The following is a 24,523-nucleotide window of genomic DNA, read 5'->3' as shown; positions in this document are numbered from 1 at the left end:
TCACAGTGGCGACGTCGGCATCAAGCCCGCGCCCGCCGCTGCCATTACCAGCGACAGCGACGAATCATCGATCACTAAATGCGGCTGGAGTACTAGCGCGGGCCGAACGACGTAGTGATCTCAAATAGGGCCTACTGGCCGGTAGGTCGCTTGGTTTCCTGCCATGATCAAGCCGCGTCATGATGGCGTCACGCAGAGAGACTCGTTCATCTGCCCCCAAGAGACGGCCTCGTCCGTGGGCCCGGCGTTGATCGAGGAGAGAAGCGGTGGGAACGGGGGTCGTGGTGAGAGCGCTGTCGGGTCGGTACGAGCTGCTCGACCCGTTGGGGCAGGGCGGCATGGGGGTGGTGTACCGAGCGCATGACCGGGAGCTGGAGCGGACCGTGGCGGTCAAGGTGCTGCCTGCGCAGATGTTGCGCGATGCGGATTTCCTGGCCCGGTTCCGGCGGAAGGCGCGGGCGGCCGCCGGGTTGTCGCATCCCAACATCGCGACCGTCTTCGACATCGGGGAGGACGCCCAAGATGGGGAGCCGATTCCGTACCTGGTGATGGAGCTGGTGGAAGGAGAGACGCTGGGCGATCTGCTGCGGCGGACGCCTCTCACGCCCGCACAGGCCGGGCAGATCGCGACGGCCGTCCTGGAAGCGCTGGAGCACAGCCACGGACGCGGCATCGTGCACCGCGACATCAAGCCCGCCGACATCATGGTCCGCTTCGCCGACTTCGCCGACTTCGCCGACGGCCAAGCCAGGGTGAAGGTGATGGATTTCGGGATCGCCAAGCTCATGTCGGAGACGGCCACCCGGCTGACCTCCACAGGGATGCGGATCGGCACGCCTGCGTACATGTCGCCGGAACAGGCCGATGGCAGGCCCGCCGACGCCCGCACGGACCTGTACTCAACCGGATGCGTGCCGTACGAGATGCTCACCGGCCGCCCGCCCTTCACCGCGGACTCGCCCGCCGCCATGCGCTTCCAGCACATCTACAGCCGCCCTCCCGGCTGAAGCCGGATCTTGCCGCCTTCTGGGACGGGCTGCTGGCCACCGTGCTGGCTAAGGACCCGAAGAACGTCCCCAGGACGCCGCCACGATGCGAAAAGCCGTCGAAACCGGCTGAGCGGCCCCTGCCGCCGAGATACCGCCGACGCCCCCGCCTCCCGCGTCCGGGCCCACCATCCGGCTGGACAAACCCACGATCGCCGAAACGACATCGCACGTCCCGAGCCCCAGCGCACCCGGCTCTTCCGGACTCGGGCAGCGCTCTACGGTCGAAGCCGCAACGGACTCACAGGTCGCTAATGTGTCGCACCGGGCCCCGACCCGTCGCCGTCTGCTCACCGGGCTGGGCGTCGCGGATGTGGTCGCCGCTCTGCCGATCGCCAACTACCTCTTCGACCAGGACGATCCGGACCCAAGCCGATCAGAACCTCTCCCAGCCCGGAAGGCCCCCACGCCTAAGCCAACCGTCCCCGCCACCCTGCTGCACGACCTTCCCTTTGGCCACAGCGACTGGGGCCTTTCCGTTGCCTTCAGCCCCTGACGGCAGAATTCTGGCCACCGGCAGCGATGACGACACCGCGCGGCTGTGGGAGGTGCGCCCCACGTTGAGCATCGGCGACCCCCTCGAGGCCCCCGAAGGCATCGCCTCGGTCGCCTTCCCTCCCGACGGCAAAATCCTCGCCACCGGTAGCCGCGACGGCACCGCACGACTGTGGCGCGTCGCCACCCAAACCCTCATAGGCAGACCCCCATCGGCCAGTCGCTCGCCGGCCATAAGGGCGCCGTTTTCTCGGTGGCCTTCAGCCCTGACGGCAGATACCTGGCCAGCGCAGGCGAGGACGAAGAAGTGCTGCTGTGGCAGCTATGAACGCCTGGCGTCGCTAGTGACGGTCTGAGCCCTGGGTAGCGGCGGCGGGCGGGCGGCCGCCGGCCCTCTCGATCACCTCGTCCAGCACGTCCACCGACCGGAGCAGGTCCTGGACCTGGCGCATGATGCGCTCCCGCTCGACGGTCAGGTCGGCGACCAGCTGAGCGTCGGCGGTCTCGGACGGCCCGCCGTCGGCGTCACCCATGCACGGCAGCAGCTGCGCGATCTTCGAGCTGCACAGTCCCGCGCTGTACAGCTCCTGGATCCGGATGACACGGTCAACAGCGCTTTCGGGGTATTCGCGGTGGCCGCCCGGCGTGCGTTCGGCGGTCAGCAGGCCCTGCGTCTCGTAGTAACGCAGGGAACGCTCGCTCACGCCGGTCCGCCGGGCCAGCTCACCGATTCGCATGATCTATCTCACATCGTCCGGGGTTGAATCTGACATCAGTGTCACATTCTACGGTTTCGCCATGAACGAGACAGCACTCACCTCAGACCTGTTCACCCCGTACCGGCTCGGCTCCCTGACCTTGGAGAACCGCCTCGTCATGGCGCCGATGACCCGCACCCGCGCCGCCGACGACGGTACCGCGACGCCGCTCATGGCCACCTACTACGCCCAGCGTTCCACGGCCGGGCTGATCGTCGCCGAGGCGTCCACCCCGAACGCGGTCGGCAAGACGTACCCGAACACCACCGGCATCCACACCGACGCCCACGTGGCCGGATGGCGGCAGGTCGTCGAGGCGGTGAAGAGCGCTGGCGGGGCGCCGATGTTCCTGCAGATCCAGCACGGCGGCCGCGTCGGGCACCCGGACAACAGCGGGCTGACGCCCGTCGCCCCCTCCCCCATCCCGCTCCCCGACACCATCCACACGCCCACCGGCCCCAAGGAGGCGGTCGTGCCGCGCGAGATGACGCTCGAGGACATCCGCACCACCATCGGCGACTTCGCCGCCGCCGCCCGCCGGGCGATCGACGCGGGCTTCGACGGCGTCGAGGTGCACGGCGCCAACGGCTACCTGCTCCACCAGTTCCTCGCGCCGAACACCAACCGCCGCACCGACGACTACGGCGGCTCGGTGGCGGGCCGCATGCGGTTCGTGGTGGAGGTCGTGGAGGCCGTCGCCCAGGCCATCGGCCCCGACCGGGTGGGGCTGCGCATCTCCCCCGGCAACACCGTCAACGGCATCGACGGCGCCGACGCCGACGTTCTGTACCCGCAGCTCGCCGGGACCCTGGCCGACCACGGGCTCGCGTACCTGCACATCGTTTTCGCCGATCCCGGACGGCCGCTCTTCGAGCGCATCCGCACGATCTGGCCCGGCACGCTGATCGCCAACCCGACGCTGCCGCAGGACCAGATCCCCGCCGACGGAGGCAAGAACGCAGCCGAAAAGCTGCTGACGGCGGGAGCCGACCTGATCGCGCTGGGCCGTCCGTTCCTCGCCAACCCCGACCTGGTCGAACGGCTGCGCACCGGCGCCCCCGTCAACCCGGTCCGCGACGGCCTGATGTACCAGGGCGGCCCTGATGGCTACATCGACTACCCCGCCCTGCCGGCACTCACCGCAGCGGGGGCATGATCGGCGTTCGGGAGCGGGGCGGGCACGCCCAGGAGCAGCCGGACGGCGCCGCGTTCCCGCCCCGCTCCGGCAGGTGTTCGCCGACCGGCGCGGCCACGGTCTCCAGGCGCTGCAGGGACGCGCGCTTGTAGCGGGCGACGATCTCGGCGGATACGTTGCCTTCAGGCACGCTGCCCTGCGCGCCGACGAGGTGCCTTCGGTTCGTCAGAGGGGAGCCCGGCATGGGCAAGAGCTGGACGACCGCCGACATCCCCGATCAGAGCGGGCGGGTGGCCGTGGCGACCGGGGCCGACACCGGCCTGGGGTTCGAGACGGCCACTTCGCGCTCACCGGGCTGCTGCTGGATCTGATGCTGCCGGTGCCCGGCTCGCGCGTGGTGACGGTCAGCAGCAGCGGCCACCGCCTCCGCGCCGCGATCCGCTTCGACGACCTGCACTGGGATCCGTGCTCGGCGGCCGGGCCCCGAGTCCTACGACATGGCCGTCCAGCAGCGGTTGTGGGCGATCTCCGAAGAGCTGACCGGGGTGACGTTCCCCGTGCCCGGGCGCGCCGGCGTCCCCGGGTGAACGCGCCCGGGTGCGGGCAGGACGCCCCGCCCGCACCCGGCCAGGACGCCGGACGTCAGTGCTCGATGGCGATGCGCCGCCCGGCGGCCTTCTTCTCCTCGGCCAGCCCCACGCTGACCTCCAGGACGCCGTCCTTGTACGTCGCCTTGACGTCGTCGGCCTTGGCCCCGGCGGGCAGCGTCACCGAACGCGACAGCGACCCGTAGGCGAACTCGGAGCGGTGCGCCTCGGTGGTCTTGCGGGTCTTCTCGGCCCGGATGTGCAGCATGCCCTCGTCCACCGTGACCTCGAGATCCTTGTCGGGGTCGATGCCCGGCAGCTCGGCACGCAGCACGTACCGGTCGTCGTCGATGTAGTCCTCGATGCGGACGATCTGGCCGAACGGCCGGAACCCGAACATCGGGCTCTCCATCCATTCCAGCAGGTCCGGGAACGGCCACCTGATGTCCTTGCGCTCGGGCAGGTTCATTGCGACCTCCTTTCTCGGTGGTACGCCTCCAGGTCACCACCTGGGAGGGCCGCGTCCCTAGAGGAGAAGGCCTCAGGCCACCGGGACCATCGTCACTCGCCGCCGAGGACGACTGACCCACACACGCCCCCCGAACTATCGCGAAGAAAATCCGCACGGACAAGCATTCAGAGTTCGGCCGCTCTCCAGCAGGCTGGACGCATGACGCACGACAAGAACCTTGCGAAGGACCCGTCCACGTACGCCGCCGGCTTCCCGGCGCCCGACCCCGAGCCCGTCTTCTCGTACCACCCCGTGCTGATCGACGTGCCGCAGCGCCCGGTGCCGCTGGCGGTCCGCGTGACGGCTCCGGTGAACGGCACCGACCTGCCGGTCATCGTGCTCTCCCACGGGCACGGCCCCTCGACCTTCGTGCCCTCCTTCTACGGGTACGGCCCGCTGGTGAACTTCTGGGCCGCGCACGGCTTCGCCGTCATCCAGCCCACCCACCTGGACGCCACGTTCCTCGGCCTGCGCGAGGCCGACGACCCGGATGCGCCGCTGTACCTCAAGTGGCGTGCGGACGACCTCAGCCGCGTCGTGGACCACCTCGGCGAGATCGAACGCGCCGTTCCCGGCCTCGCCGGACGCCTGGACAGCAGCCGCATCGCCGCCGTCGGCCACTCCGCCGGCGGTCAGACGGTCGGCCTGATCTCGGGCGAGACCTTCATCCGTGACGGGGCGACGATCGGCGCCGTCGACGACCGCTTCGGCGCGCGCGTCATGATCGCCGCCCCCGGCCGGGGCGAGGACATGAACGGCCCGGCGGCCGAGCCGTACGCCGAGCTCACCACCACCAGCTTCGACGGCATGACGCCGAAGGTGCTCGTCGTCACCGGCGAGAAGGACTACAACCCGTTCTTCTCCGACCGGCAGGACTGGCGGCGCGACCCCTACACCGCTGCGCCGGGGCCGAAGGTGCTGCTGGAGTTCTTCGAGGCCGAGCACGGTCTCGGCGGCATCTCCACGTTCGACGCCGCCGAGACCACCGACGAGAACCCCGACCGGGTCGCCGCCGTACGCGCGCTCATCTGGGCGTACCTGCGCAGCGAGCTCTACCCCGGCGACCCCGCCTGGACGAACGCCACCGCCGCGCTCGCCGGCAGCGCCGCGCCCGTCGCCCGCGTCGAGTCGAAGTAGCCTCTCACGGCCGCCACCGCTGCAGGACGGTCAGGTACGTGCTGCCGACGATCTGGCCCGCCCGCAGCCGGTATAGCCTTACCGCATGACCGTGGAAGATCGGCTCGCCACCATCGATCACCTGCTGGCCCGCCCCTTCCCGAGCCAGGAAGAGCGCCTGGCGCCGCCCGGCAGGACGTGAGAGGGGTATCGCTCCAGCGGTCCCCGCAGCCACGTGACCTGCCTGGCGGCCAGCCAGGACTTCTGGGACGACCGCAGCGAGGAGGCCGTCGAGGCCGCCGAGGACGAGATCGCCGCCGCCTTCGAGGCGCTGGCGGCCGCGCTGACCTCACGCTGGGGCCGTCCCGAAGTCGTCGATCTGTGGCCGTACGTGGAGGACGAGATCGCCGCACCGCCCGAGCCGGTGAACGAGCTGAGCACCTACAGCAGCAAGATGTCCGTGTGGCGTCCGGGCACCGGCCGCTGGGTCGCACTCACGGTCGGCCAGGCCGACCCGGAGTTCCCGATCGTGCTGCTCGCCGCCGTCGGCGAAACGTCTTCTCTCGATCGCGGCGCCGCCCTCCCGTGAACCAGCAGCGGCTCACGGGAACGCGCTTCGCGCCACATGCATGAACCGACCGCACAAACCGCTTGCCGGCCACGAGCCGACGTTGAAGAATCGCCAACGTGATCTCCCACTGACGCGACCACCGCCGTCCGAACATCGCCGACCACATGGGAGATCCCTGCCTTGCACCACGCCATCCGCGACTACACCGCTGAAGACGAGACGGCCTGGCTGCGCTGCCGCGTCCTGTCCTTCCTGACGACCGCCTCTTTCGACGACGTCGTCACGAGCAAACCCACGATCCCGGCCCCGGGCTTCGAACGCGTCGCAGAGAGCGGCGGCACGCTTACCGGCATCATCGACGTCGCCATCGACGGTGACCTGGCCACCATCGAAACCATCGCGGTCCACCCCGACCATCAGCGCCGGGGCATCGGCCGCGCCCTCCTCCGCGAAGCCCGTGCCCGAGCCCGCGACCTCGGCGCGCGCACGCTCGACGCCTGGACGAGGGACGATCCGGGCACGTTGCGCTGGTATCGAGCCAACGGCTTCACCGAGAGCGAGCACTACCTTCACGTCTACGCGAACTACTCCACCGATCCCAGCGAACCGGACCGGGCCATCGGCGAGCGCCGGCCAGGGCTCCGGCCCATGGCGGTCTTCTCGCATGCCAGGCTGGAGGACGAGCAGGCGCTCCGCGCGCAATTCGCTCGAGTCCACATCTGCCGGCGCTTCGTGTCCACGCTCTGACGCGCTCTCCGAGCCTCATGCCGGTCACAGCCGCGGGCCGAAGGTGACCGGGCCGGCGGCGAACGTCCGTGAACACCTGGGGCTCCTGTGACAAGACACAGGTGACATCTCGAAGGGAGTCCAGTGTTGAAGACAGATCATCTATGGTGACCGACACGTCACCGGTGGTGGTGGACTCCGAGATCATCGCGGATGCCCTCGATGATCCGGAGAAGTTCGCCGTCCTGTTCGACCGGTACGCCGGGACGCTGTACAGGTACATCTCCTTCCGCCTCGGCGCCGAACTCCCCGAGGACCTCGTCGTGGAGACGTTCCTGATCGCGTTCCGCAGGCGCGGCACGTACGACGTCAGCCACCGCGACGCCCGGCCCTGGCTGCTGGGCATCGCGACGAAGCTCATTTCCGGCCACCGCAGGGCCGAGGTCAGCCGCTACCGCGCGCTGGAGCGGCAGAGCCCGGCCCGGCCCGTCGAGGGACCGGAAGAGGCGATCACCCGCTATCTGACCGCCCAAGGGTCGCGGACGGTCCTGCTGAACGCGCTCGCGCGGCTTCCGCGCGGCGACCGGGACGTCCTGCTGCTGGTGGCCTGGAGCGACATGACGTACGAGGAGGCCGCCCGCGCGCTCGGCATCCCGGTCGGAACCGTCAAGTCACGTCATCAAGGAACTGGAGCACGAGCCGCCGCCCGCCGCCCTGGCCCGGCAGCGGCTCCGGCTCATCGAGGAGGCGGCCGCTCCGGCCCGCCGCACCCGGCCGCTGCTGACGTGGCGGCGGTTCGCGATGGGCGCGGCGGTGGCGGCCGCCGTCGCGGCGGGCGTGGCCGTGCCTTCCCTGCTCGGCCCCGGCGATCCGGCGTACGCGCTGACGAAGAACGGGGACGGGTCGATCAACCTCAAGATCTACGAGTTCCGGGACCCCGAGCGGCTCGAACAGGAGCTGATGGAGTGGGGCGTGCGGGCCGACATCACGTATCTGCCGCCCGGCAAGCGCTGCGGGAACCTCCGGGCGCCCGTCCTCGAAGGCGACGACGTCCGCGCCACCAAGGAGGAGCTGCTGAGCGACGATCCCGCCACGAAGGCCAGGGTCCGGGAGAGACTGCAGCGATCGCCCTCGTACCAGGCGATCCGCCCGAAGGACGGCATCACCATCTATCCCCGCCACATCCGGCCGGGCCAGATCGCGATGATCGAGGTCATGGAGAACCCGGCGCCGCCGTCGGCGGGACGTCCGGGGGTCCTCTGGGAGTTCACGGGGCGGCTGACGACCGGCCCGATCGCGCCGTGCCAGGTCGTGGACGACCCGTCGGCGCACGACGTCGGCGACGCCACGCCGCCGCCCGGCAGCTGACCCGCGTCTAGGTGAGGAGCGTGTAGTCCTCCAGGGCCGGGGGCCAGAGGGCGTCCTCGCCCGCCATGGCCTCCGGCTCGTACGTGTGCAGCTCGATCGCGAGGTCGTCGGCGCACCAGTAGGCGGCCTCGCGGTGGGCGTCCCGGCCGTCGCACCACAGCCTGCGCGCCCGGTGGATGACGTACATGAAGTACGCGTACGACTCGACGCCGCGGTGGGCGACGCGGGCGGTCTCCAGCCCTTCGCCCGCCTCGTACACCAGGCCGGTGCGGCCGTCGAGGAACAGGTACCAGGTGTTCATGTCGTCGAGCAGGAACAGCGCGCCGAGGTCGTCCGGCAGGCCCGCGCAGGCGCGCAACTCGTCCAGGCTGTCGGGCCACAGCTCGGACATCGGCTCGGCGAAACGGTCGAACGGCTCTTCCCAGAGGCCGCCCGCGGGCAGGCCGACCTCGGCGAGGAAACGGCGGGTGGGCTCGTGTGCGATCGCGGGGTGGATCTCGACGTCGCGCGGCCGGTGGACGCCTTCCGGGCCGTACAGGTCCTCCAGCAGTTCGCGGGTGACCCGGGTCGGAGGGCGGCAAAGCGACAGCGGGGTGACGGTGCCGGGACCGCCCGCCAGGCGCTCGTGGTGGGCGAGGTGCTCGCTGACGTACGTCGGCGGGGACAGCTCGGCCGACGCCGGCCAGCCGCGCATGACGGCGGCCAGCTCCCCGTGCGCCGACGCGGGCGGGGAGACGAGTTCGGCCAGGGCGGGCAGGTCGATGGCGTACGCGGGCAGGCCCGGCTCGGACAGGGGCAGCCGGGACGCTGCCTCCGCCACACCACGGGCGGCGGCCTCCGGGTCGTCGCGGTGCCGGCCGCAGTGCAGCAACCGCCACAGGTACGGACCGATCGGGACGAGGGCGAGCGCCAGGGTGCCGGCGGCGGCGCGGGCCTCCGGTGACAGTCCGTCCAGCCAGGCGCGCGCCACCCGCACGTCCATCGGCAGGCCCGGCCCTGGGACGGGGCCGGGGTCGGCGCCGTCCCCGGACCGTACGTCCACCGGCAGGCCCGGCCCCGGGTCGGCGCCTTCGGCACGTGCGGCGAGGGCGGCGAGCCCCGGTGAGGGGTACACCTGGTCGGCGGTGAACGGCGACCGCTCCACGCGCTGGGCGTCGTACCAGGCGGTGAAGGCGGCGCGCTCGGTGGCGCGCGGGTCGTCCAGGTCCAGCACGTACGCGGGCAGCCCGAACCCTTCCTCGGCGTCCTCGCGGCCGAGCTCCACGACCAGGCGGACGTGCGGGTTCGCCGCGAGGGGAAGAACCACCTCGGCGTACGCGCGCTCGGGGTCGTTGCTCCTGTGGGCGTCGGCCACGGTGACGAGCACGGACCGGTCGATGGCGTCCAGACCGGCGCCATCGCCGAGCTTGAGCTGCCCGGCCAGCTCGCGTACGGCGTCGCCCGCGTCCATCCCGCGCAGGCGGATCGCCGCCTCGTCCGGCCCCGGATAGCCCGACCAGTCCCAGATGCCGGAGTAACTGAACCAGGCCAGAAGCCGCGTCTTGCCGACGCCCGGAGAGCCGGTGACGACGCAGATGCGCGGCCCGTACGGGTCCTCCCGCCAGCGCATAAGGGCGTCCGCGGCGGGATCGCGTCCGGCGGCGGGCTCGTCGCGGATGCCGCGCCCGGGGTGCGGCTCCACCCAGGGCGGCGCGGCGTCCAGATAGTCGGGAACGTCCCGCGCGTCGCCCCCCAGCAGCGCCCTGACGAACGCCGTGACCGCCGCATGGAACTCGGGCATCATCGACGCCGTCTCCGCCCAGTCCTCCCTGACCTCCGTCACGCACGGCTCGTTCTTGTGCCGGAGCAGGAGCATGGGGTCGCCGTCGTGATCCTCCGACAGCGCGTTCAGGTGCTCGAAGAACCGCTCCTGGACCATGCGCAGCTTGCCGACGTGCTCGCGCAGCCGCTCCGCCTCCGGACGCTCACCGGCCGCGGCCAGCAACCCGTCGAAGTGGGCGATCCGCACGTCCGGCCAGGGCAGCCCGACGGCCCGGTACGCGGCGGAGAGGTGGGAGGGGAGGTCGCGGGGCTCTTCCATGGTGGCGACGATCTTATGGGTGGCCGCCGTGGCCCGGCGTCACCGGGCGGCCTGGGTGCGTCCGATGAGGTCCGGCACCGCCTGCCGGGTCTCGCGCAACACGGCCAGGCTCTCCTCTGCCGCCGCGGCGACGGGCGCCGGGCGGGGTGGCGTTGCGGGTTCGAGGAGCCGCGCCATGGCGTCGGCGAGCACCTGGCCGGGGTCGGCGGCACCTTGCGGGCCCTCTCGGGTGCCGGTCACTTGGACCTGCTGGGCATACCGCATACATGACCGCACCCTTCGCCCGCGTCAAGATCCGTACGGGCGCTCTCGTCTTCTGCGGCGCGCACGTGGCTCTGATCCGCCGCGACCGCCCGACCGGCTCGCACTACACACCACCCGGCGGCAACGTGCACACCGGCGAACACCTGATCGCCGCCCTCGGCCGCGAACTGACCGAAGAGCTCCGCTCGACCTCGCCGACGCGACACCACCCGAGCTGTGCTGGATCCAGGACCAGCTGGTCACCAGGCCCGGCCCCACCCCGCCGCCGCGCAAGCTCCACCTGATCTTCCGCTGTCACATCACACCGGACGTACGCGACCGTCTCGCCACGATCGAGTACGACGACCTCCCGGACGGCGGCACCGAGCCCGGCACCATCGAGTGGGTGCACTACCGCGAGGTCGCCGAGCTGCCGCTGTTCCCGCTGATCGGCCCCGCCGTCAGCGCACTCCCCGTACCGGACGCCCCCGCCGGCAACCCCTACCTGCCGCCGATCACCGACGCGACCTACACCTGGCGCTGAGTACTGGGCTTGATCGCCCTGAGGACCGTCTCCTCGCCGAGTCGCTTCATCCACGGCGCTCGGGGAACGTCCCACCCCACCGCCTACGCCTTCCGTGCCTGCGCGGCGATCCGCCGGCGGGCCTTGGCCCTGTCCGGCTCCGGCAGCGCGTCGGCCGCCTCCAGCCGCGGAAGCAGGTCCGGCTCCGAGGTCATCGCGCGGAAGACCAGCTCGACGGTCACATCATGAGCGGGACGGTGGACGACCTCCACGAGGTCGCCGGCGCGGATCTCCCCGGGCTCGATCACGCGCAGGTACGCGCCCGGCCGGGCCGCCTGCGTGAACCGCTTGATCCAGCCCTTCTCCTCCAGCCAGCCCTCGAAGGTGCCGCAGGGGATGCGCGGGCACGACACTTCGAGGACGACGTCCGGGCCGATCCGCCAGCGCTCGCCGATCAGGGCGGCGTTGACGTCCAGGCCCTCGGTCGTGAGGTTCTCGCCGAAGACGCCGTTCGGGAGCGTCCGCCACATCTCGGTCTCCCACGTGTCGAGATCCTCGCGGGCGTACGCGTAGACGGCCTGATCGTCGCCGCCATGGTGCTTCACGTCATAGACCCGGTCACCGGCGAGGCCCACCGCGCCGGTCCCCTTGGGGCCGGGAGCGGCGACGGCGACCGGACCGTCAACCGGCCGCTTGTCGATACCCGTTGCCTGCAGGCCCTTCCACGGGTTGGGACGGGGGCGGCCGATGTTGACGGAGAGCAGCTTCATGCTCTCGACGCTACGGGTGCTCCCCCGATGCGGGCGAGTCCTTGTCGCGCCGTCTCCGTAGACCTCGCGCCCGCCGTCAGCCTCCCACCGTGACGAACACCCTGCTGTGCGTCTTGTCGGCGGTGATCATGGCGTTCGGTACGTCGGGGCTCCCCGCCGGGCGGACTTCGATGCGCAAGGACGCACGCTCGTCGCGGGCGCCGTGCCAGGCGCGGATGCGGCCTGCGACGTCACCGGCCAGCCGCGCCGCGCCGGGCCCGTACGCGCACGCGCCCAGCTCGATCATCTTCTGGCCGGTCTCATGGGGAACGTCGCGGCGGATCAGGTACGCGAAGCCGTCGGCGGTGTAGCAGCCCATGCTGCCCCAGCGCCAAATCGGCGCGACCAGGCCCACCTCCCGCTCAGGGGCCGAAACGAGCACCCGGCAGACCCGTGTCGCCTCGCCGGCCAGCCAGAAGTCCAGATGCTCCGGCGACTCGTACGGCACCACAACCCCGGACCAGACCAGGGACGGCGCACCGGTCAGCGCCGCCCGAAGCGCGCCGACGTCGATCGGCTGTCCGTCATCGACGCCAAGCCACACCCCACCGTCGGCGTCCAGCTCCACCCGGCTCTCCGTCACCGCCGACGAGCCCCGCATCGGGATGAACCCGCACACGACGATCGACACGCTGCGCCACACGTCGCCGTCGAGTCCCAGCGCCACCGACCGGGTGATGCCCCGCATCCGCAGCGGCACGACGAGCCGACCTCCGGAGGCGAGCTGCTCGCGCCACGCGGGCGGCACGTCCCACGCGCCCGCCGTGACGATGATCCGGTCGTACGGGGCGTTCCCGGCATGGCCGGCCGCGCCGTCACCGTGCACGACCTGGACCCGCTCGTATCCGGCCGCGGCCAGGCCCCGACGGGCGCCCGCCACGATGCCCGCGTCGATGTCGACCGTGGTCACCTGCCCTCGTGGCCCGGCCAGCTCGGCGAGCAGGGCGGCGTTGTATCCGGTGCCCGCGCCGATCTCCAGGATGCGATGGCCGGGCCGGACGTCGAGCTGCTCCAGCATCTCCGCCACCGTCCCGGGGGCGGACGCACAGCTGATCGCCCTGCCGGTCACGTCCCGGTGCGTGACGACCACGCCGCGCCCGTACGCCTCCTCTAGCGGCGCCTCCGGCACGAAGACGTGCCGGGGCACGGCCCGCATCGCCGCCTCGACCCGCGCTGATGCGATAGCACCCAACCTGACCAGATGATCGACCATCTCGTCACACAAAGTGTCAGCGGTCATGTACGGAGCGTACGACTCCGATGGGAGGCCGTCACGCTCGGGAGCGGTCCCGAGGCGGAAAGATTAGGCTGCCCGGGTGACTCGATCAGCGGACGCACCGTCCACCGGAAACCGCCGGATCCCGGCCATGGCCCTGCTGGTGGCGTTATGCGCGGTGAGTGCGTGCGGCGCGCAGGGCGGCGGCACCAGCGAGGAACGACCGGCCGGCCTCACCGCCTCTGCGACGCCGAGCGCGACGGGCACCCCGGCCCCGACCGGCTCCGCATCGCCGTCGAGCACCGCCGTCGGCGGCAAGCTCACCCTCTCCGAACTCGCCCGGAATCCTTGCCGTGCGATTGACGAGGAGGACAGGCTCGGCATCGTCATCAACGATTCGGAGCCGAACAACGGCCGCCAGTCCTGCCGGTGGGCTGCGTACAGATATGTGGTGGCCTTCATCCCGCACACGTCCACGGATCTGACGAAGGCCGCGAAGTACCGGCACCTCACGCGAAAGACCATCAGCGGCCACCGGGCGATGCTGGGCGTCAGCGAGGCTCTTGACAGGAAGATGTACCGTCTGTTCGTCTCCGCCGGCAAGAAGCAGTCCTTCGAACTCCAGGTTCTTCCGGTCAACGAGGGAACGCAGCCGGTATCCCCCACCACCGTGGCCACCCGCTTCGCCAAAGCGATCCTGTCTCACCTCCGGTGAGTCCTGGCCGTGATCACAGAGCGGTGAGCAGGCCCAGCAGGGTGGGCGCCGCGTTGATCGCGCCGTGGACGGTGAGGATGGGCCACATCAGCCGGTACCGGCTCCACAGGTAGCCGAGGAACAGTCCCTGCACGCCCTGGTGGACGACGACCGTGGCGAGGTCGGTGAGCAGGTCGCCGGTGCCGTGGATGCCGATGCGCCAGGCCGCGAAGGGCAGGCTCGCCAGCACGATGGCGGGCCGGCGGCCGATGATGTGCTCCCATCGGGTCTGCAGCCAGCGGCGGTAGAAGGCCTCTTCGAGCAGGGCGTTGAGCGCGAACACCACGATCATGGTGAGGAGCAGCGCGGCGGGGCTGAGGCCGTCCGTCCAGGCGCTGTCGCCGGACGGCCGGGCGAACGGCCCCACGGAGGAGAGGACGAGCCAGACGGCCACCGGCACCACCGGCCCGAAGCGCGTCCAGCCGCCGCCCCGCCCCCGCGCCGGCTCCCGGACTCGTATCAGCCGGAACAGCAGCACCGGTACGGCCAATAGCAGGACGAGCTTCAGGACGGTGTGCGCCGGTTCGGGGGCGAAGCCGTTGTCCGCCAGCAGCCGCAGCGCCGCCGCGAACAGCACGCCCGAGGCGAGCAGGACGCCCGCTTGCAGGCGGAGCTCCCGCGTCACCGGCAGACGGGTCCTCCGGGGCGGTGAGGGCATCAGCCGGGTGCGCATCAGTCCGGCGAGGGCGGGGATCCAGATGTGCCACATGGGCCTGGTGCCGGTGTGATCGGCGGTGTAGCGGATCTCGCCGCCGACGGTCAGCGCCAGCCACAGCGCCGATCCGGCCATCACGGCCAGGCCGCCGATCAGCACGGCCAGGCCCGGCAGGTGGTTCTGCGGCGATTTTCTCAGCACGCTTGTACTGCAAAGGAAACAGTACAAGCGTGCGATAATAAGAAGATACCGAAGATCGTCGATCATGCGCAGCGCCGCGACGAGCTCGTCCGCGCCGTATGGGAGGTCATCAGCAGGGAAGGCATCGAAGGCGCCACGGTGCGCAAGGTCGCCGAGGCGGCGGGCGTCTCGGTCGGCGGGCTGCGCCACTACTTCGACAGCCAGCGTGGCCTGCTCGCGTTCGCCGCGCAGGCGGTCGGCAGAAGCGTCGCCGCCCGCATCGCCGGGCACCTGCACGCGGACCTGCCGGGGCCGGAACGCGCCCGGCTCATGCTCGAAGAGCTCCTCCCGCTGGACGGCAACCGCCGCGTCGAAGTCGACGTGTGGCTCGCGTGCCTGGTCCGCTCGCGCATCGACGAGTCCCTGGCCGATCTCCACCGCAACGCCTGGGCCGCCGAACGCCACATCTGCCGCCTCGCCATCGCCTCCTGCCACGACCTGCCCGCACCCGAGATCGGCCAGGAGTTCACCGATACCGGCCTGGAACGGCGGGCCGCGCGGCTCCACGTGTTCATCGACGGCCTGACGCTCCAGACGGCCACCTACCCGCGCAACTTCACCCCGGAAGACATCCGGGCCGCCGTCCGCGACGAGCTGCGCCTGCTGACCGAGGCGCGACTACCGACCGAGCGGGAGACTTAGCCGGCCATCCTGAGATGATCGCGGCCTTTATGCCATTTTTCGGGGTCGGTTGATTGTGTGGCGCACGTTGCGTTGATCGATTTCTCAGGGAGCGACGTGAAGGCCAAAGCCGTACTGACCGCCATGACCGCATTCCTCTGCATGTCCGCGCTCGCGGCCGCCGCGTCCGCGAGCACGACCCCGCCCGACCCGGCTCCCGGCGGGCCGCAGCGCCCGTACGAGCCGGACGTCGAGGGCACCCGGAACCTCGACTCGCTCACCGTGACCGCGACCCAAGGCCCCGGGCGCAGCGTGACGATCGCCTTCGACCGGCGCAGCAGGGCCGAGACGGGGCAGGTCCCGGCCGGGCCGCGCCGGTTCGTGTTCCTGTTCGACCGTACGGTGCGGTTCAACCCCGAAGCGTTCCCCACCTGCGCCCGCAACGTCATCGAGGAGCGCGGAGTGAACGCCTGCCCCGAGGGGTCGCGGATCGGCGGCGGGCAGGGGCAGACGGCCGACGGCAAGACGCAGGAGGTGCACGCGTTCAACACCAGGCTCGGACGCGGGCCGGGCCTGCTGGTGGTCATCCCGGACACCGGCGTGATCCTGGAGCAGACGCTGGAACGCGTCTCCGACCCGTACCGCAAGGACTACCGGTGGGCCTGGGACGAGATCATCCCGCCCACGTCCGTGCCGCCGCAGGAGCGGGCGGGCACCACGCGCTTCCAGCTCTCGTTCGGCGCCACCATCGAGCACAAGGGCCGCACGGTCGGGTTCGCCGAGACCACCGCCAAGCCGGGTGATGTGCTGTCGTTCGGGCTGTGGAGCGAGTTCGTGACCGGCCAGGTCGTCCTGCCCACCGACCGGACGAGGCTTACGAGCGGCGGCCGATAGCTCAGGGGCTGCTCAGGATGCCCCTGGCGATGGCGGTGGTCACGGCGGCGGTGCGGTCGGCGACCCCGAGCTTGCCGAAGATGCGCATCATGTGGCTCTTCACCGTCGCCTCGCTGATGAACAGCTCCCGCCCGGTCGCCGCGTTCGACAGGCCGCGGGCCGCGCACTCCAGCACCTGGATCTCCCGCGCGGTCAGCGAGGGGCCGCCGCCCTGCGCGCGTGTGGCCAGCTTGGCGGCGACCGGGGCGGCGAGCACCGTGCCGCCCGCCGCGGCCGTGCGAACCCCGGCGACCAGTTCCTCCGCCGAGGCGTCCTTCAGCAGGTAGCCGGTCGCGCCGGCGGCGACGGCGCGCAGGATGTCCCCGTCGGAGTCGTACGTGGTGAGCACGACCACCGCCCCGGCGCTCCCGCCGGCGACGATGCGCTCGGTGGCCTCGACGCCGCCCAGTCCGGGCAGCCGCAGATCCATCAGCACCACATCAGGGGCGGCGTCCGCCGCCAGGGCGACCGCCTCCTCGCCGGTGCCGCACTCCCCCACGACCGCGAAATCCGGCTGCGCGGCCAGCAGCGCCCGCAGTCCCTGCCGCACGATGGGATGGTCGTCGACGATCAGCACTCGTACGGTCATGACGGCAGCTCCACCTGGACCACCGTTCCGGTACGCCCGCCCGATCCGACGCGCAGCACCCCTCCGACCTCGGTGACCCGGTCGCGCATGCCGCCGATGCCGAAGCCCGTGCCGGCGTCATCCGGGTCGAAGCCCTGGCCGTCGTCGGCGATCCGCAGGGTCACGCCCGAGGCGCCGTATCCCAGCGCGGCCTCGAGCCGCGTCGCCCCGGAGGCGTGCTTGCGTACGTTGGCCAGGGCCTCCTGGGTGACCCGCAGCAGCACCACTTCCTCGTTCGGAGTGAGCCGCCGGGGCGTGCCGTTCACCGTGAAGCGCGTCTCCAGCCCGGTCTCCGCCGCGAACCGCTCGATGAGCCCGCTCACGGCGTCCGGCAGCGAGGCGTCGCGGAGCCGCGGCGGCGGCAGCGCGGCGACCAGGGCGCGGGCCTCGGCCAGATTGTCCATGGCGGTACGGCGGGCCTGGTCGAGGTGGGTACGGGCATCCCGGTCGCGTTCGCACGTGCCCGCTTTGGCCGCTTCGATCAGCAGCAGCACGCTGGTGAAGCCCTGCGCGAGCGTGTCGTGGATCTCCTTGGCGAGCCGCTCGCGTTCGGCCAGCATCCCCGCCTCCCTGCTGACCTCGGCGAGCTCCGCCCGCGTGGCGGCCAGCTCCCCGACGAGCCGGGCGCGCTGCCGGCTCTGCTCGATGATCCGGGTGATCCAGACACCGAGCACCAGGGCCGCCACCAGCGCCACCGCCGCCATCAGCAGCGCGGAGCTCAGGTCCTGACCGTACGCGTCGCTGCGTACGATCATGACCGCCGCCGTCGACGCCACGCTCGCCACCGTCACGGCGACGGCTCTGCGCAGCGGGAGCAGCGCCCAGATGTGCGGGTACAGCATGAACGACATCAGCGCACCCTGCGGCGCCACCGCGAACAGCGCCGCCGATAACGGCACCGCGCCGGCCAGGTAGACGACGCCCAGCCGGCCGCGCTCGCGGTGCAGGACCCGGGCGCCGGTGGCGGCGTACCAGCAGCACAGCATCGCGAGCAGCGCGAGACCGGAAGCCCGCTCGACGCCGGGTGGCGCACCGTCGCCGGTGACGATGAGGGCGCCGGTCAGCGCGGCCAGTACGGCGAAGGCGAGATGCCAGCCGGGGACCGTCCGATGCCAATCGTCCTGTCCCGCATCGACCGGGCCTGTGAGGGAGTCGCCGAGCATCCCGCCAGTCTGACAGCCGGCGCCCGCCGCCCGGTATCCACCTTTCGTCGGAATCAGCGTCCCGTCCATCGGTGTCTGTCCCGGACTCGCCGGGCTCGGGCAGGCTCAGCGGTCATGAACAAACTCTCCGCACGAGTCCTCATAGCCCTGTCCATGATCTACGGCATCACGGTGGGGGTGCTCGCCATGCTCGGCGTCGGCGGCACCACCATGACCACCTTCATCATCGTCGGCGCCATCGTCGTCGGCGGCCTGTGGGCGATCCGCGGCATGCTCGCCGGACGCGGCTGACCATGGCGCGCACGGCGCGGCGTTCGTCCGCTGATGTCAGACTCTCCTCGAGGCGCACCGGCTCGAGGACGAGGAGAGCGACGATGGGTGAGATCGCCGACCGCTACCGGCGGCGCGCGGACGACTTCGAACGCAAGGTCGCGGCCGTGCGCCCCGGCCAGTGGGATGACCCGTCCCCGTGCGAGAAGTGGACCGCCAGGGACGTCGTCCAGCACATCATCGACATGCACGACGTGGTGCTGCGCGAGCTCGGCCGCACACCCCGCACGGCGCCGTCCGTGGACGAGGACCCGCTCGCCGCGTTCCGCGCCGCGCGGGCCGCCGTCTAGGAGGTCCTGAACGACCCCGCGCCGGCGAGCGTGGAGTACGAGTCGCACGGCACGAGAATGACGGCCGAGCAGCACATCGACAAGGTGCCGAGCGACGACATGCCGCTGCACGGCTGGGATCTCGCCCGCGCGACCGGCCAGGACGACACGATCGACCCGGACGACGTGGCCCGCCACTGGGCGGCGCTCACCGACATCCCGCCCGACCTGATGGAGAAGTACCGGACGCCGGGCGCGTTCGGTCCCGGGGTGGAGGTGTTCGGCCCCGAGGTGCCGGTCGCGCAGGACGCCTCGCCTCAGGACCGGCTGCTCGGCTTCATCGGCCGCGATCCGCGCTGGACAGCCTGACCCTGCAACTGGTCACCTGAGGGCCGGCCGGGCGATCCGGCCGCGACCCGCGCACCGGTCACCTCATGGTCAGCCGGGCGACGCGGCCAGGCTCGCTCCGGCCGCCCGGCAGGCGCGGTCGCTGGTGCGGCTCCGCGCTCCACGCGCATCGAGGCCTCATGCCGGGCGGCCTAACCCGAGTGATCAGCTCCGTCCACGCTCAGGAACTCCGCGATCAGCGCGTTCACCTTCTCCGGGCACTGCCGGTTCGACCAGTGCCCGACCCCTTCCAGCAGCTCGAACCGGGCGCCGGGGATCAGCGCGGCCGCGGCCCTCGTCCGGTCAGGCCGCACGCCCACGTCCTTGTCCCCCTGGATGAGCAGCACCGGGCAGGTGATCTCGTGCAGGCGGGGACGCAGGTCCACGCGCATGCGGAACGGGCCGATGGAGTCGTTCTGCCAGTCGGAGGAGCCCGCGCCGCCCGCCCGTACCTCCTCGACGATCTCGTCCACGATCTCGTCGAAGTCCGGCACCGGCCCCGCGAACAGCGCCCTGCGCGCGAACGCCGCCACCTGCTCGCGCGTCCTGAGCAGCGCGCCCGGCAGCGTCCTGTTGAGCAGCGGCAGCTTGGCCGTGAGCCACAGGAGCTGGTGCACGACGGGCGGGAACGACAGGATCCCGGCGGGCGCGAGCGCCACGAGCCGGTCCACGCGGCCCGGATGCTCGATGGCGGTGGCCAGCGCGAGCGCCCCGCCCTGCGAGAGCCCGACCAGGGCGGCCGAGCCGAGGCCGAAGTGATCGAGGACGTCGGTGACGCAGCGCAGCATGCGCTCATGCGTGGCCCGGCCCTGCCATGGGCGGCTCTTGCCCTGCTTCGGCCAGTCGGGCGCGAGCACGAAGTGGTCCGCCGCCAAGACGGGGATGAGCCGCCGCCAGCTCAGCATCGCGTTGTCCACGCCGGCCCCGCTGAGCAGCACCACCGGTGGCGCGCCCGGGTCGCCCGCGACGTGGACGTGCAGGCGGCCCTCGGGAAAGGTCAGGTACGTGCCGCGCGGCTCGCTCATGCGCCGTCCTTCGCCTTCGCCCGGTGCGCCTCCCATCGCTGCCACATCGCCGGCAGCTCCCCTTCGAGGAAGCGGTAGAGCTCGTGGACGTTCTCCAGCCGCTTCCGCCGCCCGGGGTCGCTGCCGTCCAGCACGCGCAGCCCTTCCTCGGTGATCTCGCGGAAGGCCGCCGTCTTGGCGTAGCGGGCGGCCAGCATGCGGCTCCAGCCGTCGGGGGCGATGCGGAAGTACTCCTGCCGCTCGCCGCGCCGCCGTACCCCCTCGACCAGGCCACTGGGCGTCAGAAGCCTGGTGGCGCTGCTGATCGAGCTGCGGCTGACGCGCAGCACCTCGGCGAGCTGGGCGGCGGTCTGCTCCGGCGGGTCGCAGATGAGCAGCCAGCCGATCACGCGGCCCGCGATCAGCGGCATGCCCTCACGGGAGAAGAAGATCGCGACGTCGTCGACGAACTCGAGCTCGGCGTCGGTGGGGGTGTCCTCCATGCCGCCACATTACGGTTATTGCAGTCATTACTGCAATAACCGTAATGACGGTGATGTGGTCAGATGCAGATCACGACCTTGCCCCGCGTACGCCCCTGCTCGGCGTAGGCGTGCGCCGCCGCGATCTCTTCCATCGGGTACGTACGCTCGATGCGCGGCGTGTACCGCCCCTGCCCGCCGAGCTCGGCCGCCTCGGCGAGCAGCGAGGAGTCGTTCTCCGCGTTGATCACCCGCACGCCCAGACGCTGCGCGTTGGTGAAGTCCGCGACCGTCGTCACACGCTCGGGGTCCCCTGTGATGGCGACGAGATCGTCCAGAGAGCCGGAGCCTGCGGCGTCCAGCACGACATCGACACCGCCCGGAGCCAGGCGGGCGACGCGCTCGGCCAGGCCCGGCCCGTACGTGGTGGGCACCGCCCCGAGCTCTTCAAGGAACGCGTGATTACGCTCGCTGGCCGTCCCGATGACAGTGGCACCCCAAGCCACCGCGATCTCCACCGCCGCACTGCCCACGCCCCCGGACGCCCCCTCGATGAGAATCGTGCGCCCCTGCAGCGGACCGAGCGCCTTCATATCGCGCATGGCGGTGACGGACGCCAGGCCCGCGGCGGCGGCCTGCTCGTCGCTCCACGTGGCGGGCGCGTGCGCCCACGCCGACAGCACGACCAGCTCCGCCGTCGCCCCGGTCACGCCGCCCAGCCCGAAGACCCGATCCCCGACGCTCACCCCCTCGACGCCCGCACCGATCTCGTCCACCACCCCGGCGGCGTCCCGCCCGGGAATCGCCGGCAGCTCCACGGGGAGCACCTCGCGCACCGCACCGGACCGCACCTTCCAGTCGACCGGGTTGACGCCGGCCGCCGTGGCGCGGATCCGCACCTCGCCAGGCCCCGGATGCGGGTCCGGCACCTTCTCGATCACCAGGGTGTCCACGCCGCCGTACTCGTGATAGCGAACTGCGCGCATGACGAAACCGCCTCTCTATACGTGGGGATGAATGCTCGGCGACCGCCGAGGCCCCCCACGCTAAAACCTGACGTTGGCGTCAGGGGCAAGTCGATCGAGCAGCGGAAGTCCAGGCGCTCCAGCGTCAGGCCACGACGTGGCCACTACCGCGACCTCGTCACTCGATGGTCGTCCGAACCGGCCTGCGTCACGTGGTGCTCAGCCCTCACCGTCGAACAGGTCGCCCGCAGCTTCGGCGCGGCTGACAAGCTGGGAGCGGGGCGGCGCGATGACCGGCTGGGTCGCCCGCGATGGGGGTTCTGCGTGGTCATGGCGGCGCACGGCGAGCCGGTGCTCGACCCCGTGTGGCCTCCCCCGCCGCCTGAGGGGGTCGGTGCCGTGGCTGCGGCCGCTACGGCGTGGTGTGCGAGCCGCCGCCCGCCGGCCCGGCCGCGGTCGAGCCGGCCGCCGGTTCGCGGCCCGGCCGCGGTCGAGCCGGCCGCCGGTTCGCGGCCCGGCTCGCCCCGGTCGACTACGCGGTGACGGTGCATGAAGCCTGGGGCGGTGCACAAGGCGCTGGACGACCTGCACGGCGTGCAGGAGGTGGTGACGTCGGGCCGGCCTGCCCACCGCGGCTCCGGCGCGAACCCTGCCGTGCCGGGAGCGCCGTGGTGACGGCCGGCCGTGCCGGACGCTGCGCCACCTGGCCACCTGGCAGCGGCACGACGCGCCCGTCTGCGACGCACCGGCCTTGCTCCCCTCGTCGATCAACCCCAGTACTCGGTGAGGACCGGCCGGAGGCTTGCACGGGGTCATGCGGACTCGGCCGCGGCTCGCAGGGCCGCGATGACGACGCGCTGCCCTGGAGACGGCTCTGGCCTGGTCACGGCCAGGGTGGTACGCCCGGCATAGGCGGGGTCGTCCACCTCGACGACGGCGATCCCGGCGGGCAGGCCGGAGACGGCGATCCGGGGGACGGTCGTGATTCCGAGCCCGGCGGCGACGAAGCCGAGCCTGGCGTTCCAGTCGCGGATGCGGTGGGCGATGCGGGGCTCAGGCAACGTCGGCCAGGCACCGAACTGCGGGTCGCCGCGCGGCCCCGTACCGACGATCCAGGGCTCGCCGGACAGATCCTCGACCGAGACGCGCGACCGTCCGGCGAGACGGTGGTTCTCCGGCACGGCGACGATGCCCATGCCGCCGGTCATCAGGCGTTCGGTGCGCAGGTCGTGCAGGTCGTAGTCGGGCAGGCTCTGACCGACGGCGATCACGGCGACGTCGACGCCGCCCGCCCGCACCTGGCGCAGGAGCGCCGGGCTGGACGCCTCGTGCAGCTCGACGGCCAGCTCGGGGTGCTCGCTGCGGAGCGCCGCCACGGCCTTGGGGACGAGCGACCAGGTCGCGGTCGGGAAGGCGCCGAGCGTGACCTGCTCGGCGAGCGGGTCGGCGAGCGCGGCCAGCTCCCGGCCCAGCGCGTCGAGCTCGGCCAGCACGGCCGCTGCCCGCCGCGCGACCGCCTCGCCCGCCCTGGTCGCCTCCACCCCACGGGCCTTCCGGACGAACAACGGCGTCCCCGCGGCCGACTCCGCGGCCGCCACCTGCCGGGAGATCGCCGACTGCGTGTATCCGAGCAGCTCAGCGGCCGCCGTGAACGATCCGGTGCCGACGACGGCGTGGACGACCCGCAGCGCCGGAACGGTGAACTCCGCCATGCGATCCAGCTTAGCCATGCGAAGTCCGCATGCCTCCTGTGCGAAAGCCTCGCTTGTGGAATGACTGAAGCGTACGCATGCTGAAAGCAGGAAAACCTGGGGGAAGGAAATCATGTCCAAGATCTGGTTCGTCACCGGCGCCTCGCGCGGCTTCGGCCGCCTGTGTGCGGAAGCCGCGCTGCGGCGCGGCGACCGAGTCGTTGCGACCGCCCGTGACGTCACCGCGCTCGACCCGCTCGTACGCCGCTACGGCGACAACGTCCTGGCACTGCCCCTCGACGTCACCGACAGGAAGGCGGCCTTCGAGGCCGTCGAGCGGGCCGTGGAGCGGTTCGGGCGGCTCGACGTCGTCGTCAACAACGCCGGTTACGGCCTCTTCGGCATGGTCGAGGAGCTCACCGAGGCCGACCTGCGCGCCCAGATGGAGACGAACTTCTTCGGTACCGTCTGGGTCACCCAAGCGGTCCTGCCCGTGCTGCGAGCCCAGCGCTCCGGCCGGATCCTGCAGATCACGAGCGAGGGCGGCGTACGCGCCTACCCCGCGATCGGCGCCTACCACGCCTCCAAGTGGGCGGTCGAGGGCCTGTCCGAGTCGCTGGCCCAGGAGGTCGCCGCGTTCGGCGTGCACGTGACCATGGTCGAGCCCGGCCCGTACCACCGACTTCGCCGGCGCCACCAGCCTGCGCACCGCCGAGCGTCACCCCGACTACGCCGCCGTCCACGAGGTGACCGACGCCAAGGAATGGGTGCTCGGCGACCCGGCGGCGACCGCGGACGCGATCCTCCTGCTCGCCGACACCGAGAAGCCGCCCCGGCGGCTCGTCCTCGGCAACACGCTCCCCGAGATCGAAGCCATCTACGCCGAGCGGCTGCGCGAGTGGCGAGAGTGGGCACCGGTCACCGAGGCCGCATTCGGCTGAGGTGCGCGCTCATGCCTCTGCGGGGCGGGGCGGCTACGGAACGGGATTGCCCCGCCCCGGTGCCCGCTCTCTGCGCTGTGGCCCGTCCAGATAGCGACATCTCCATCATGCCGTGCGCATTCTGTGCCCCGGCTGGGTCGAATGGAATGGTGGCACCACGGCGTGCACGCCTGTACCGAGCCCTGATCGGGCAGATCATCCGGATGGGCACAGACGGTGTCTCCCATCCGCCATCCGCTCACCGCCGCCGCAGTGGTGTCGCCGCCGTACATGATC

At 71.6% G+C, this 24,523-nt stretch carries 33 protein-coding genes and 3 pseudogenes; 21 read left to right on the top strand and 15 right to left on the bottom strand.

Annotated features, from left to right (window positions below; genetic code table 11):
- The first annotated feature begins 266 nt into the window (after positions 1-266).
- From AB0K67_RS39810 to AB0K67_RS39800, 3 genes and pseudogenes are all read left to right on the top strand, one after another.
- The gene (locus AB0K67_RS39810; RefSeq protein WP_364070620.1) at positions 267-1,007 is read left to right on the top strand and encodes a protein kinase; all 741 of its coding nucleotides are present in this window, start codon (positions 267-269) and stop codon (positions 1,005-1,007) included.
- Positions 908-1,705, top strand: a pseudogene (locus AB0K67_RS39805) (hypothetical protein); the annotation flags it as partial. The gene AB0K67_RS39810 and the pseudogene AB0K67_RS39805, both read left to right, overlap by 100 nt.
- 8 nt (positions 1,706-1,713) lie before the next feature.
- Entirely contained in the window at positions 1,714-1,869 is a 156-nt protein-coding gene (locus AB0K67_RS39800) for a WD40 repeat domain-containing protein (protein WP_364070617.1), read from the top strand.
- A 13-nt stretch (positions 1,870-1,882) separates the two neighbouring features.
- Here AB0K67_RS39800 and AB0K67_RS39795 read toward each other — a convergent pair whose 3' ends face one another.
- On the bottom strand, positions 1,883-2,278 hold the full coding sequence (locus AB0K67_RS39795; protein ID WP_364070614.1) for a MerR family transcriptional regulator: 396 nt from the start codon (positions 2,276-2,278) through the stop codon (positions 1,883-1,885).
- Between the two features lie 61 nt (positions 2,279-2,339).
- Between AB0K67_RS39795 and AB0K67_RS39790 the strand changes: the two genes are divergently transcribed.
- Positions 2,340-3,455, top strand: a complete 1,116-nt coding sequence (locus tag AB0K67_RS39790; protein WP_364070612.1) for an alkene reductase — start codon at positions 2,340-2,342, stop codon at positions 3,453-3,455.
- Here AB0K67_RS39790 and AB0K67_RS39785 read toward each other — a convergent pair.
- Positions 3,436-3,678 (bottom strand): hypothetical protein, encoded by a 243-nt coding sequence (locus AB0K67_RS39785; RefSeq protein WP_364070609.1) that lies wholly within the window; start codon positions 3,676-3,678, stop codon positions 3,436-3,438. The two genes, AB0K67_RS39790 and AB0K67_RS39785, sit on opposite strands and share 20 nt — an antisense overlap.
- Between AB0K67_RS39785 and AB0K67_RS39780 the strand changes: the two genes are divergently transcribed.
- Positions 3,677-3,805, top strand: a complete 129-nt coding sequence (locus AB0K67_RS39780; RefSeq protein WP_364070606.1) for a hypothetical protein — start codon at positions 3,677-3,679, stop codon at positions 3,803-3,805. The genes AB0K67_RS39785 and AB0K67_RS39780 overlap by 2 nt on opposite strands.
- A 271-nt stretch (positions 3,806-4,076) precedes the next feature.
- Here the strand turns inward: AB0K67_RS39780 and AB0K67_RS39775 are convergent, their stop codons facing one another.
- Positions 4,077-4,490 (bottom strand): Hsp20/alpha crystallin family protein, encoded by a 414-nt coding sequence (locus AB0K67_RS39775; RefSeq protein ID WP_364070603.1) that lies wholly within the window; start codon positions 4,488-4,490, stop codon positions 4,077-4,079.
- Positions 4,491-4,691: 201 nt separating this feature from the next.
- Between AB0K67_RS39775 and AB0K67_RS39770 the strand changes: the two genes are divergently transcribed.
- From AB0K67_RS39770 to AB0K67_RS39760, 3 genes are all read left to right on the top strand, one after another.
- Complete coding sequence (locus AB0K67_RS39770; RefSeq protein ID WP_364070600.1) at positions 4,692-5,669, top strand: chlorophyllase; 978 nt, start codon at positions 4,692-4,694, stop codon at positions 5,667-5,669.
- Positions 5,670-5,883: 214 nt separating this feature from the next.
- Positions 5,884-6,237: a hypothetical protein gene (locus tag AB0K67_RS39765; protein ID WP_364070599.1), complete on the top strand. Its 354-nt coding sequence runs from the start codon at positions 5,884-5,886 to the stop codon at positions 6,235-6,237.
- 162 nt (positions 6,238-6,399) lie between these two features.
- The gene (locus AB0K67_RS39760) at positions 6,400-6,966 is read left to right on the top strand and encodes a GNAT family N-acetyltransferase (protein WP_364070597.1); all 567 of its coding nucleotides are present in this window, start codon (positions 6,400-6,402) and stop codon (positions 6,964-6,966) included.
- A gap of 158 nt (positions 6,967-7,124) precedes the next feature.
- Here AB0K67_RS39760 and AB0K67_RS39755 read toward each other — a convergent pair whose 3' ends face one another.
- A complete protein-coding gene (locus tag AB0K67_RS39755) occupies positions 7,125-7,322 on the bottom strand; it encodes a hypothetical protein (RefSeq protein ID WP_364070640.1) in 198 nt (65 codons plus the stop codon).
- Between AB0K67_RS39755 and AB0K67_RS39750 the strand changes: the two are divergent.
- A pseudogene (locus AB0K67_RS39750) lies at positions 7,227-7,613 on the top strand (RNA polymerase sigma factor); the annotation flags it as partial. The gene AB0K67_RS39755 and the pseudogene AB0K67_RS39750 sit on opposite strands and share 96 nt — an antisense overlap.
- Positions 7,614-7,746: 133 nt before the next feature.
- Entirely contained in the window at positions 7,747-8,313 is a 567-nt protein-coding gene (locus tag AB0K67_RS39745) for a hypothetical protein (RefSeq protein WP_364070637.1), read from the top strand.
- Positions 8,314-8,320: 7 nt separating this feature from the next.
- Here AB0K67_RS39745 and AB0K67_RS39740 read toward each other — a convergent pair whose 3' ends face one another.
- A complete protein-coding gene (locus AB0K67_RS39740) occupies positions 8,321-10,393 on the bottom strand; it encodes an SUKH-4 family immunity protein (protein ID WP_364070596.1) in 2,073 nt (690 codons plus the stop codon).
- Positions 10,394-10,432: 39 nt separating this feature from the next.
- Complete coding sequence (locus AB0K67_RS39735) at positions 10,433-10,633, bottom strand: hypothetical protein (protein ID WP_364070595.1); 201 nt, start codon at positions 10,631-10,633, stop codon at positions 10,433-10,435.
- 26 nt (positions 10,634-10,659) lie between these two features.
- Between AB0K67_RS39735 and AB0K67_RS39730 the strand changes: the two genes are divergently transcribed.
- Both AB0K67_RS39730 and AB0K67_RS39725 read left to right on the top strand, forming a co-directional pair.
- Positions 10,660-10,941 carry an NUDIX domain-containing protein gene (locus AB0K67_RS39730; protein WP_364070593.1) on the top strand — a complete coding sequence of 94 codons (282 nt, stop codon included), beginning with the start codon at positions 10,660-10,662 and terminating at the stop codon, positions 10,939-10,941.
- 101 nt (positions 10,942-11,042) lie between these two features.
- The gene (locus AB0K67_RS39725; protein ID WP_364070591.1) at positions 11,043-11,180 is read left to right on the top strand and encodes a hypothetical protein; all 138 of its coding nucleotides are present in this window, start codon (positions 11,043-11,045) and stop codon (positions 11,178-11,180) included.
- Positions 11,181-11,263: 83 nt separating this feature from the next.
- Here the strand turns inward: AB0K67_RS39725 and AB0K67_RS39720 are convergent, their stop codons facing one another.
- Together AB0K67_RS39720 and fxlM are read right to left on the bottom strand one after the other, a co-directional pair.
- Entirely contained in the window at positions 11,264-11,929 is a 666-nt protein-coding gene (locus tag AB0K67_RS39720) for an MOSC domain-containing protein (RefSeq protein WP_364070589.1), read from the bottom strand.
- A 76-nt stretch (positions 11,930-12,005) separates the two neighbouring features.
- On the bottom strand, positions 12,006-13,208 hold the full coding sequence (gene fxlM / locus AB0K67_RS39715; RefSeq protein ID WP_364070586.1) for a methyltransferase, FxLD system: 1,203 nt from the start codon (positions 13,206-13,208) through the stop codon (positions 12,006-12,008).
- A 127-nt stretch (positions 13,209-13,335) separates the two neighbouring features.
- Here fxlM and AB0K67_RS39710 point away from each other — a divergent pair, with 127 nt between their 5' ends.
- Positions 13,336-13,899: a DUF3558 family protein gene (locus AB0K67_RS39710; protein WP_364070584.1), complete on the top strand. Its 564-nt coding sequence runs from the start codon at positions 13,336-13,338 to the stop codon at positions 13,897-13,899.
- 13 nt (positions 13,900-13,912) lie between these two features.
- Here AB0K67_RS39710 and AB0K67_RS39705 read toward each other — a convergent pair whose 3' ends face one another.
- Positions 13,913-14,794: a CPBP family intramembrane glutamic endopeptidase gene (locus AB0K67_RS39705; protein ID WP_364070582.1), complete on the bottom strand. Its 882-nt coding sequence runs from the start codon at positions 14,792-14,794 to the stop codon at positions 13,913-13,915.
- On the opposite strand from AB0K67_RS39705, the gene AB0K67_RS39700 reads away from it, so the two are divergent.
- Positions 14,768-15,475: a TetR family transcriptional regulator C-terminal domain-containing protein gene (locus AB0K67_RS39700; protein WP_364070579.1), complete on the top strand. Its 708-nt coding sequence runs from the start codon at positions 14,768-14,770 to the stop codon at positions 15,473-15,475. The two genes, AB0K67_RS39705 and AB0K67_RS39700, sit on opposite strands and share 27 nt — an antisense overlap.
- Positions 15,476-15,598: 123 nt before the next feature.
- Entirely contained in the window at positions 15,599-16,348 is a 750-nt protein-coding gene (locus AB0K67_RS39695) for a hypothetical protein (RefSeq protein WP_364070577.1), read from the top strand.
- A 1-nt stretch (position 16,349) separates the two neighbouring features.
- Here the strand turns inward: AB0K67_RS39695 and AB0K67_RS39690 are convergent, their stop codons facing one another.
- A complete protein-coding gene (locus AB0K67_RS39690) occupies positions 16,350-16,976 on the bottom strand; it encodes a response regulator transcription factor (protein ID WP_364070575.1) in 627 nt (208 codons plus the stop codon).
- Positions 16,973-18,178 carry a sensor histidine kinase gene (locus AB0K67_RS39685; protein ID WP_364070572.1) on the bottom strand — a complete coding sequence of 402 codons (1,206 nt, stop codon included), beginning with the start codon at positions 18,176-18,178 and terminating at the stop codon, positions 16,973-16,975. Before AB0K67_RS39685 ends, AB0K67_RS39690 begins: the two co-directional genes overlap by 4 nt.
- Positions 18,179-18,292: 114 nt before the next feature.
- Here AB0K67_RS39685 and AB0K67_RS39680 point away from each other — a divergent pair, with 114 nt between their 5' ends.
- The 3 genes from AB0K67_RS39680 to AB0K67_RS39670 all read left to right on the top strand — a co-directional run bounded on the left by AB0K67_RS39680 (position 18,293) and on the right by AB0K67_RS39670 (position 19,146).
- The gene (locus tag AB0K67_RS39680) at positions 18,293-18,469 is read left to right on the top strand and encodes a hypothetical protein (protein WP_364070571.1); all 177 of its coding nucleotides are present in this window, start codon (positions 18,293-18,295) and stop codon (positions 18,467-18,469) included.
- 83 nt (positions 18,470-18,552) lie between these two features.
- Positions 18,553-18,798, top strand: coding sequence for a maleylpyruvate isomerase N-terminal domain-containing protein (locus AB0K67_RS39675; protein WP_364070569.1), 246 nt, complete (start codon positions 18,553-18,555; stop codon positions 18,796-18,798).
- 57 nt (positions 18,799-18,855) lie between these two features.
- A complete protein-coding gene (locus AB0K67_RS39670) occupies positions 18,856-19,146 on the top strand; it encodes a hypothetical protein (protein ID WP_364070566.1) in 291 nt (96 codons plus the stop codon).
- Between the two features lie 170 nt (positions 19,147-19,316).
- On the opposite strand, the gene AB0K67_RS39665 is transcribed toward AB0K67_RS39670, so the two are convergent.
- From AB0K67_RS39665 to AB0K67_RS39655, 3 genes are read right to left on the bottom strand one after another with little or no spacing between them, the layout of a single operon-like run.
- Entirely contained in the window at positions 19,317-20,189 is an 873-nt protein-coding gene (locus tag AB0K67_RS39665) for an alpha/beta hydrolase (protein ID WP_364070564.1), read from the bottom strand.
- Positions 20,186-20,671 carry a MarR family transcriptional regulator gene (locus AB0K67_RS39660; RefSeq protein ID WP_364070562.1) on the bottom strand — a complete coding sequence of 162 codons (486 nt, stop codon included), beginning with the start codon at positions 20,669-20,671 and terminating at the stop codon, positions 20,186-20,188. Before AB0K67_RS39660 ends, AB0K67_RS39665 begins: the two co-directional genes overlap by 4 nt.
- A 59-nt stretch (positions 20,672-20,730) precedes the next feature.
- A complete protein-coding gene (locus AB0K67_RS39655; protein ID WP_364070560.1) occupies positions 20,731-21,636 on the bottom strand; it encodes an NADP-dependent oxidoreductase in 906 nt (301 codons plus the stop codon).
- A 528-nt stretch (positions 21,637-22,164) separates the two neighbouring features.
- On the opposite strand from AB0K67_RS39655, the gene AB0K67_RS39650 reads away from it, so the two are divergent.
- Positions 22,165-22,290 (top strand): hypothetical protein, encoded by a 126-nt coding sequence (locus tag AB0K67_RS39650; protein ID WP_364070557.1) that lies wholly within the window; start codon positions 22,165-22,167, stop codon positions 22,288-22,290.
- 137 nt (positions 22,291-22,427) lie between these two features.
- On the opposite strand, the gene AB0K67_RS39645 is transcribed toward AB0K67_RS39650, so the two are convergent.
- A complete protein-coding gene (locus AB0K67_RS39645; RefSeq protein ID WP_364070554.1) occupies positions 22,428-23,345 on the bottom strand; it encodes a LysR family transcriptional regulator in 918 nt (305 codons plus the stop codon).
- A 94-nt stretch (positions 23,346-23,439) separates the two neighbouring features.
- Here AB0K67_RS39645 and AB0K67_RS39640 point away from each other — a divergent pair.
- Both AB0K67_RS39640 and AB0K67_RS39635 read left to right on the top strand, forming a co-directional pair.
- Positions 23,440-23,949: pseudogene (locus AB0K67_RS39640) on the top strand (SDR family NAD(P)-dependent oxidoreductase); the annotation flags it as partial.
- A 103-nt stretch (positions 23,950-24,052) separates the two neighbouring features.
- Complete coding sequence (locus tag AB0K67_RS39635) at positions 24,053-24,247, top strand: hypothetical protein (protein WP_364070635.1); 195 nt, start codon at positions 24,053-24,055, stop codon at positions 24,245-24,247.
- The last annotated feature ends 276 nt before the right edge of the window (positions 24,248-24,523 follow it).

Origin of the sequence: Nonomuraea sp. NPDC052634, from assembly GCF_040678535.1 — a bacterium.
GTDB classification, from domain to species: domain Bacteria; phylum Actinomycetota; class Actinomycetes; order Streptosporangiales; family Streptosporangiaceae; genus Nonomuraea; species Nonomuraea fastidiosa.
Note: the sequence above shows the minus strand (reverse complement) of the source record. Positions and strands in the feature narration are given on the sequence as shown.

Bases quoted from the DNA above. Each gene is read 5' to 3' on its own strand.
- AB0K67_RS39795 (WP_364070614.1), bottom strand. From the start codon at position 2,278: ATGCGAATCGGTGAGCTGGCCCGGCGGACCGGCGTGAGCGAGCGTTCC.
- AB0K67_RS39790 (WP_364070612.1), top strand. From the start codon at position 2,340: ATGAACGAGACAGCACTCACCTCAGACCTGTTCACCCCGTACCGGCTC.
- AB0K67_RS39780 (WP_364070606.1), top strand. From the start codon at position 3,677: ATGGGCAAGAGCTGGACGACCGCCGACATCCCCGATCAGAGCGGGCGG.
- AB0K67_RS39785 (WP_364070609.1), bottom strand. From the start codon at position 3,678: ATGCCGGGCTCCCCTCTGACGAACCGAAGGCACCTCGTCGGCGCGCAG.
- AB0K67_RS39775 (WP_364070603.1), bottom strand. From the start codon at position 4,490: ATGAACCTGCCCGAGCGCAAGGACATCAGGTGGCCGTTCCCGGACCTG.
- AB0K67_RS39770 (WP_364070600.1), top strand. From the start codon at position 4,692: ATGACGCACGACAAGAACCTTGCGAAGGACCCGTCCACGTACGCCGCC.
- AB0K67_RS39745 (WP_364070637.1), top strand. From the start codon at position 7,747: ATGGGCGCGGCGGTGGCGGCCGCCGTCGCGGCGGGCGTGGCCGTGCCT.
- AB0K67_RS39740 (WP_364070596.1), bottom strand. From the start codon at position 10,393: ATGGAAGAGCCCCGCGACCTCCCCTCCCACCTCTCCGCCGCGTACCGG.
- AB0K67_RS39730 (WP_364070593.1), top strand. From the start codon at position 10,660: ATGACCGCACCCTTCGCCCGCGTCAAGATCCGTACGGGCGCTCTCGTC.
- AB0K67_RS39720 (WP_364070589.1), bottom strand. From the start codon at position 11,929: ATGAAGCTGCTCTCCGTCAACATCGGCCGCCCCCGTCCCAACCCGTGG.
- fxlM (WP_364070586.1), bottom strand. From the start codon at position 13,208: ATGACCGCTGACACTTTGTGTGACGAGATGGTCGATCATCTGGTCAGG.
- AB0K67_RS39710 (WP_364070584.1), top strand. From the start codon at position 13,336: ATGGCCCTGCTGGTGGCGTTATGCGCGGTGAGTGCGTGCGGCGCGCAG.
- AB0K67_RS39695 (WP_364070577.1), top strand. From the start codon at position 15,599: ATGACCGCATTCCTCTGCATGTCCGCGCTCGCGGCCGCCGCGTCCGCG.
- AB0K67_RS39690 (WP_364070575.1), bottom strand. From the start codon at position 16,976: ATGACCGTACGAGTGCTGATCGTCGACGACCATCCCATCGTGCGGCAG.
- AB0K67_RS39685 (WP_364070572.1), bottom strand. From the start codon at position 18,178: ATGCTCGGCGACTCCCTCACAGGCCCGGTCGATGCGGGACAGGACGAT.
- AB0K67_RS39680 (WP_364070571.1), top strand. From the start codon at position 18,293: ATGAACAAACTCTCCGCACGAGTCCTCATAGCCCTGTCCATGATCTAC.
- AB0K67_RS39675 (WP_364070569.1), top strand. From the start codon at position 18,553: ATGGGTGAGATCGCCGACCGCTACCGGCGGCGCGCGGACGACTTCGAA.
- AB0K67_RS39670 (WP_364070566.1), top strand. From the start codon at position 18,856: ATGACGGCCGAGCAGCACATCGACAAGGTGCCGAGCGACGACATGCCG.
- AB0K67_RS39665 (WP_364070564.1), bottom strand. From the start codon at position 20,189: ATGAGCGAGCCGCGCGGCACGTACCTGACCTTTCCCGAGGGCCGCCTG.
- AB0K67_RS39660 (WP_364070562.1), bottom strand. From the start codon at position 20,671: ATGGAGGACACCCCCACCGACGCCGAGCTCGAGTTCGTCGACGACGTC.
- AB0K67_RS39655 (WP_364070560.1), bottom strand. From the start codon at position 21,636: ATGCGCGCAGTTCGCTATCACGAGTACGGCGGCGTGGACACCCTGGTG.
- AB0K67_RS39650 (WP_364070557.1), top strand. From the start codon at position 22,165: ATGAAGCCTGGGGCGGTGCACAAGGCGCTGGACGACCTGCACGGCGTG.
- AB0K67_RS39645 (WP_364070554.1), bottom strand. From the start codon at position 23,345: ATGGCTAAGCTGGATCGCATGGCGGAGTTCACCGTTCCGGCGCTGCGG.